The following is an 8,397-nucleotide window of genomic DNA, read 5'->3' as shown; positions in this document are numbered from 1 at the left end:
CTAAAAAAGGGAAAAGGGAGTCACTGACTCCCTAATGTAAAGATTGATTTGATTAGGCGATTAGCTACCTAAACCCAGCTTTTGTTGCAGCGCCTCGCGCTGCTCAGGCGAGAGCGTGGCCAGTTTTAACTGTGTCATGGCAATTTTTTCTAACTTTTGTGCATCTGGATGTTTTGCTCTCAGTGCTGTTGCCAACTTCATGATGGTGGCATTGTCAAAAATAATGCCGGGTTCAACATCCATCAGCAGCTGCTTTTTAATTCTGGTCACCCACTTAATGGCCGCCAATGAGTGGCCACCTAGATCGAAGAAACTGGTATCACAGCTGACTTTGTCAACTTCTAAAATGTCTGCCAAAGAGTCTGCGAGCCACTTTTCAAGCTGTGAGCTCGGCGCGACATAGGCCACATTTTGCAACTCATTGGCTTTTGGCAACTTGGCGCGATCAACTTTGCCATTGGCCAGCAGTGGTAATTGCTCTAGCGCAACAAAAAACTGTGGCACCATGGCTTCGGCAAGGTGATCTCGTAAATGTGTTTGCAAATACTGGTTCACATCGCCATCTAACAGCCCTGATACAGTCGCACCTTGATATTCAAAACCAGTTAAGTAAGCCACTAATGCCGTTTGACCGCCGAGGTTTTGTGCCATCACATAACAGCCTACGGACTCAAGACAGCGGCTCACACTGGCGGCCACTTCATTTGGCTCTACACGGAAGCCGCGAATTTGTACTTGATCGTCTTTTCGGCCAGACAAACTAATCGTGCCGTCAGGCATATAGCGCGCGACATCTCCTGTAGGGTAAAGTCTCGATGCCCACGGGCTTTTAGTCACAAACCCATCGTTTTCATCTTTGCCTAAATAACCCCGCGCCAGTTGTGTACCCGCAATGTGTAGCTCGCCTTGCTCACCTACTGCACACAACGAGCCGTACTCATTGAGAATATAAATAGACGTGCCAGCAAAGACGTGACTTAATTTGGCAACTGTGCCCGCGAAACTCGATAGGTCATGATATTGATGAGACAACACACCCACAGTCGTTTCAGTTGGGCCGTAGTGATTAAATACTTCCGTATTCGGACTTAAACGATGGATTTTTTGCAGTAATGTTGGCGCACTGGCTTCACCACCTAGGATCAGCTTATTTGGTAGTACTTTTGGCTCGCTCTCTAATAGTGCTTGTAGGTGTGAAGGGACGATTTTCACCACCTCTACTTGCTGTGCATTGACAAACTGAGCAAACGCTTGTCCTTCTAACACCGCCTGTTCAGGCGCAACCACTAGAGTGCCTCCATTGTAGAAAGCATTAAATAAACATGTGTTACCAATATCTGCGGCTACCGTTGAGGTTAAACCATAGCGCTGCTGTCCAAGCTTGAGTGCTTCACTTGAACCAAAACAGTAGTGGGCTAATTGTGCATGTTCAATCACCACCCCTTTTGGTGTGCCGGTAGACCCGGATGTGAATAACACATACGCCGCTTGTTGTGCATTTGGCAGCGCTATTGCTTTTGATGTTTGCGACTGTGTCGCTTCGGTTAACACTTGTGCCAATCCAATGGTGTCTTGAGAGTTTTCAATGGCGATGTGACGTGTTGCTCCCGCCGCAGTCATAATCTGCTGTTGTCGGGTTATCGGCCAAACTGGGTCGACTGGGCAATAAGCTGCACCAAGACGTTGAATCGCCAATATCACCAGTACTTGCTCAAAACTGCGTGGTAGAGCCACGGTGACAATATCATTGCTAGCCACCCCTTTATCTTGCAGGACGTTGGCAATGCTGAGCAAACGCGCCTCCAACGAGCTGTAATCGAGGCTTTGTTGACCATCACTCAGCGCCAACTGCGTTGGCTGAGTCGCGGCAAAGTGTGCGATTTTATCAAATAGTAGCGGTACTTGTGCAACAGCTCGGTTCAACCCCAGATGGCGTTGCTGCTCTTGCTCTGTGGCAATGTTTATTTCGCCCACTACAGTGTTCAACTGAGTAGTTAACTGTGCTAAGAGTTGTTGGTATTGCGCCAGCAATGTTTGCGCCGCTGCGTCACTATATGCTTGACTGTCATAACGCAGTGTCAAACGTGCACCTGAGTCTTGTAGCACACAATTTAAGTGCAATTCACTGCTGTCATCCAAGCGCAATAACTGTCCATGAGACTCACCGTGCCACACTTGCATCACACAACTTGGAGACCAGTTGAGCTCATATTTTTCAGTGCCTTGATATGCCTCAGCCCATTCAAGGTGCTGCTCACACTGGAAAGCAAACTGGCTAAACCACGCACTCAGTGATTGCGCTGGATCCACTTCAACGGCAATTGGTAAATGTAATTGATACACACCAAGCGCGCCCTCTAGCTCTTCGCTCATCTGCCTTGGGTCGTAACCAAGTGCCGCACTAAATCCGCTGTTTTTACTGATCCGAGCAAGCAACAGCCACCAAGTTGCGTGCAAAATAACTTCACTATCTAGTTCAAGCTGCTCGGCCAGACTGTCAATGTTTTGCAATACTGCGTCGCTCAACTCAACGCTATGACTTTGTTGTGTGCGCAAATCTGTGGTCGAAGGAGCTTTGTGATAAGGCAATTGAAAACGGTTGTCTAGCGGCTGTAGTTTGGCACTGAATTGCTGCCAATACGCAGCACCTTGCGCAGCTTCTGGGGCTTCATTCACCTCTTCAAGCCAAGCTAAAAAATCAGGGTATTGTATCGCTTCAGCCTCATTATTCTCGCCGTTAAGTAATTGACCAATATAGTCATAAACGCTGGCGATATCTAACGCTAAGGCATTGGCATGGATCAGAATATAGGCCTGCTGCTGACAGACAAAACGACTAATTTGAATGTTTTGTCCATGCGTTGTGTCCAAGCTAATAGGGATTAACTTAGCCTGTTCTGTTGCCACCAAATCTGCTTGGCTTGTGACATCTTCACAAACCAACTTATGTTGTGCCGTGGGTACTTGGCGGGTACCTCTAAAACCTTCAACTTGAGTAAACGCGAACTGCAATATGAGCTGCTGCTGAGCAATCGCCTCGGCGCGCTGTCTCAGCTCAACCTCTGTCAGGTTTTGTTCGATTGGTACCAAAACACTGTGCACGGCAACGGCGGCACTCTCGTGCTTTGATAGATGTTGTTTTTGTTGAACACTCAGGCCAAGGCCCTGCGGATACGCATCGATATATTCTTGGATCATGCCAAATGTCTCTTGCAGTAAATTTAGAGCCATTTGGCACACTGGGTTGTCTCCAAATAGCCCATTATGAAATAACCAATAATGTGCCTTTCCCTGAAGGTTTGGTGCTATGAACAATCACGTACAAGACGTCCTGTATAATGCATTAAATGAGGCGATTTTGCCCGCAACCTAGGGATGTGTCTTAATGACGAGCAAAGCCCTATTTTTTTTAAGGAAAACCCGCAAGTTTCTGTGAATACTCAGCAATGGCAGTATTTTGTTGATCAAAATCAAAGCCCGCTAAAAAACAAAAGCCAAGCGGATTAAACCTGCTTGGCTTTTGACTGGGAGGAAAATGGTAAATGGCTATTTTTTCAATTTACCGAATTTCGCCATTTTGCGTTTTTTCATCGCCCCGCTACGTTTTGGCTTTGGCAGCAATTGCTCCGGCTGTAATACCAGTGTTGCTAACAACCCTAACCAATCAGTGATCATCCCTTGCATTTTATCTTTGAGATATAAATCACGTTTAAATACCAAGTTGCCATTTAAACCCTGATCCGTTGTCTCAATAAAGATCGCGGAGTCAAACTTACTGGTCACGCCTTCGCTTGGGATCTCACTGATCTCAACCCCCTCAACAGGCCAGCGCGGTTGCGGTGTATTTTGCATCACAAATAACTGCTGGAATATTGGCGATACACCGCTTTGACGAGGTACATCGGCCACTTGGGCAATATTCTCAAGCGTCAGTAATTGGTGATCTTGTACCGCCAACAATTGTTGCTGCACTTGCTTAGCTAGACTGATGAAACTGTCGTCAGTTTTTAAGCTAATGCGCACCGGTAAAACCTTAATAAAGAAGCCAATCAGTGGTTCCAGCGCAGCATCTTCACGGCCCGCTAAGTCAGTTCCTACCACGAGATCTTGTTGGCCCGTTTGCTGGCTTAAAAACGTCATATAACTGGCTTTCAATAACGCAAACAGTGACAACTGGTGCACTTCACTGAGGGCTTGTAATTGCGCGCTCAATTCAGGGGCGATATTGAATAACACCTGATCGCCTTGGCTGCTCGGTTTGTCTGGACGCGGTAAATGCAGAGGTAAATTGCTCACCGGTGGCGCGGCTTTGAGCTGTTGTTGCCAAAACGCTTTGTTCTGTGCACCTTCTTCTGTCGCCAAGCGGGTATTTTGCCAGCTTGCGTAATCAGCATATTGCACCTCCAGTGGGGCTAGCTCGGCAACTAAGCGACTGTCGCCGAGTTGCTCTGCGTAAAACACCCCGAGTTCTTGAACCAAGTTTGCAATCGACCACCCATCACTGATGATATGGTGCATGCTCACCAGCAACTGGTAGCGCTGCTCTGCCAGTTGCAATACTTTGGCACGCATCAGCGGCGCTGTGCTTAAATCAAAGCTTTGCTGTTCAAACTCACTGCGTAACTGTTGTGCCGACAGCTCACTGTCAACCTGCTCGACAGCCAATCTAAAGTCTAAGCGTTCCAACACTGTTACACGCGGCTCTCCGTCTACATCAACAAACTGCGAGCGCAATATTTCATGACGCACAGCCAAAGCATTGAACGCCTGTTCAAGAGCCCCCACATCCAGCGCGCCGCTTAAGGCCACCGCACCAGCAATATTGTATGCAGCCTTGTCAGCCTCGCTGCTCAACCTGTCTGTCAGCCATAAGCTCTGCTGAGCTGGTGACACCGGCATCTGCTCAGCACGCGATGCTGGCGCTAAAGCGATGCGCTTAACGAGCTGCTTGGACGCTAACACACACTGTGCCAAGGCCGCTAGATCTTGGCTGTTGAAGATATCTTTCACCTCAATGCCATAGTCTCCGAGTTCATTGATCCGCGGCACTAAACGCAGCGCCGTGATCGAATCCCCACCAAGAGCAAAGAAGTTGTCGTGACGGCTCACTTTTTCCACCTTCAACAAAGTCTGCCACACCTTTGCAATATGCTGTTCAAGGCCACTTTGTGGTGCAACAAATTCACCTTGATGTTGCTCCACGCTGATCTGAGGCAAGTTCTTACGATCGACTTTGCCATTTTGGTTAAGGGGGAACTGCACCATGATTTCAATGGCTTGCGGTATCATATAGTCAGGTAATGTATCGCAAAGCTGCGCTTGCAACTCACTCGCTGTACGACTTTGCGTTGCAGCATAAGCAACCAGTACCGGCTGCTCAGCGGCGTTTTGCACCATCACTATGGCTTGCTCTACGCCGTCCACTGCACTAAGTTGTGCCTCAATTTCACCCAGTTCAATACGGTGGCCGCGAATTTTCACCTGATCATCCACTCGACCCAAGTATTGCAACTGATTATTTTCATCCCAACGCACTAAATCACCTGTGCGATAAAGTCGTCCGCCCTGTTCGCTAAACGGGTCAGCAATAAAACGTTCTGCCGTTAATTCTGGCTGGTCAATATAACCTTCCGCCAAACAACTACCGCCAATATACAGCTCACCGATAGCGCCTTTTGGCAATAAATTCAAGGCACTATCTAACACATACACCTGACGATTGCCCACTGGCTGGCCAATTGGCACATAGCGGCTATCGACGTGAGATTGGCTATCCCCAATCCAAAGCGTTGGAGTGACCACCGCTTCTGTTGGGCCATAAGCATTAACAAACTGTGCCTGCACCAAGCTGTTTTGGGCAAGTTTGAAATCACCTTGATGCCAACCTTCACCACCGACGATACACAAGCGCACTGACTGAAGTGCCGATACATGACGCAAATACGCAGGTGGCAAATCAACCACTGTGACAGTCTCTTTGGCAACGTAGTCAACCAATGTATCTGGACTCATCGATTTTGCATCTACCACACTTAATTGCGCACCATAGAGTAACGGCATCAACAGTTGCTCAAGTGCGGCATCAAAGCCCATTGACGCAAATAACAAGGCGTGATCTTGAGGCTGATAAGCATAGTATTGCTGCATCGCATAACAATGATCTGCGAGTGCTTGATGAGAGACAGCCACCCCCTTTGGTAAACCCGTTGAACCCGAGGTGAAGATCATATATGCCACCTGCTGAGGCTGCACGCAGCATGGTAATGGTGTTGCCGGATAAGCACTTAATTTGGCATCGTCAATAGTATAAATACTGATGTTATCCAAAGAGGTTGTCGTGTCGTCACTGAGCATCAAATTCGCGTTACTTTGCTGTGCTATGTACTGCTGACGTTCAGCTGGCAAACTCGGGTCTATCGGCACATAGATTGCACCAGCTTTAAATACCGCTAGCGCAGCTATCACCATCTCAATACCACGGGCAAAGCGTACTGCCACCACTTTTTGTGCCTGTGAAGACAATACCTCATTAAGGTAGTGAGACAATTGATCACTTTTATCTGCAACTTGCTGGTAGTTAAGCGCAGTATCGGCGAACTTCACCGCAGGTAGTGCTTTATGTTGCTTGGCAATTTCATGCAATTGCTCTATCACCAATGGCGTACTAGCATGCGCTTGGCCTTTTGCTAATGCATGTAACTGCGCTTGTTGTTCATCAGGGATCAGTGACAGCTGCGCAACTTGCATGTCGCTGTCATTAACTATCGCTGCCAATACGCTTCTCAGTGCAAAAGCCAATTCACTGCGGCGGCTTTGGCTGAATCGTTCCTTGGCAAATTCAAACTCAACATTGCTCAAGCCATCGCTATTTTCATAGCAATTCAATACCAACTCAAATTGTGCTTCACTGGCATTGACGGTCACCGGGCTCATCTCTAGCTGAGGTAAATTAAATAAGGCATCGCCATCCATACGCTGGTGATTGATCATGACTTGGAACAACGGCTGCTGAAGATCTCTGTCTAAATCTAGACTATCCAATAGCTGCTCAAATGGTAAATCCTGATGTGCCTGGGCCCCTTGCAACTGGGTTTTCACCTGCTTCAAAGCATCACTTAATGGCACATCACCAGCCAGCTCTGTGGTGATCACTTGCGTATTGACAAAAAAGCCAACCAGAGACTCTGTACCCACATTATGGCGATTGGCTATTGGCATCCCAACACGCACTGAAGATTGACCGCTGTAACGGTGCAGCAGTACTTTTAGTGCCAACATCAAGATACTGAATAAGCTGGTATTATTGGCTTTAGCATAGGCGAGGAGCGCCTGCTTTAAGGTGTCATCTAATTGCACCTGCTCGGTAACTGCCTGATAAGTGTCTTGTTGTGACTCTAAATCACTGGGCAGGCGCAGTGGCGATAAATCATCTCCAAGGGCATTGTGCCAATACGCCAATTGCTGCGCCTTGATATCTTCACTGAACCAATCTCGTTGCCACTTTGCATAATCGCTGTAACGTAGTCCTTGATCGGATACCGACAATGGCTGATCCATTACCGCACCTTGGTAAGCTTTAGCAAAATCATTAATGATCAGCTGCAATGACCATGCATCGGAAATGATGTGATGCATGACCACCACCAATTCATGGCGACCTTCGCTATGCTTAATAAGGGCGACACGGAATAAGTCACCTTGTGTTAAGACAAAAGGTTCAGCCACAAATGCATCACGCCAGGTTGTGTCGTCTGAAGTCTGTGAAGCATCAAAATAACGGTACTTGCATTGACCCATAGGTGCAATGTGCTGTGTCACTTGTGCATCTGCATCTTCACTGTAAATGGTTCGCAGCGCCGCATGATTATTGTGCACGTAATCAAGTGCAGACTGCAGGGCATGTAGATGCAATTGGCCTTCGAGGATCATCGCGCCTTTAATATGATAGGCGCTGCTTTGCGGTGCTAATTTCCACAAAAACCATTGACGCTGCTCAGCAAATGACAAGCCCGAATAGATATCCGATTGACGTACCAGTGGTAATTTTTCACAGCCTTCATGGCTATCAATCAGCGTCGCAAGCTCTCCAAGGTTTGCGGTCCTAAATAGCGCCGGGATCTCAATATTCAGGCCAGCTTTATGTGCTTGACTGATCACACTCAGTGCCTTGATTGAATCGCCACCAAGCGCAAAGAAGTTATCACCACGACCTACTTGCTCTACATCCAACACAGACTGCCAAATGCTCGCGAGGCTGATCTCAGTCTCTGTTGTGGGTATTTCAAATGCTTTGGCCGTCTGCCACTGTGGTTTAGGTAGGGCTTTTCTATCAATTTTACCATTGCTATTGTGTGGCATTGTATCCAGCACCACTATCAGCGCTGGCACCATATAATC

General features: G+C 47.6%; 2 protein-coding genes. Both read right to left on the bottom strand.

The window, feature by feature from the left end:
- Window positions 1-60: 60 nt before the first annotated feature.
- Window positions 61-3,231, bottom strand: a complete 3,171-nt coding sequence (locus MHN81_RS22900; RefSeq protein WP_239426803.1) for a non-ribosomal peptide synthetase — start codon at window positions 3,229-3,231, stop codon at window positions 61-63.
- Between the two features lie 315 nt (window positions 3,232-3,546).
- Window positions 3,547-8,358, bottom strand: a complete 4,812-nt coding sequence (locus MHN81_RS22895) for a non-ribosomal peptide synthetase (protein ID WP_239426802.1) — start codon at window positions 8,356-8,358, stop codon at window positions 3,547-3,549.
- Window positions 8,359-8,397: the final 39 nt, after the last annotated feature.

This window comes from Pseudoalteromonas sp. Of7M-16 (assembly GCF_022347805.1).
GTDB lineage: Bacteria > Pseudomonadota > Gammaproteobacteria > Enterobacterales > Alteromonadaceae > Pseudoalteromonas > Pseudoalteromonas luteoviolacea_F.
This window is presented reverse-complemented; position numbering and strand designations above follow the sequence as displayed.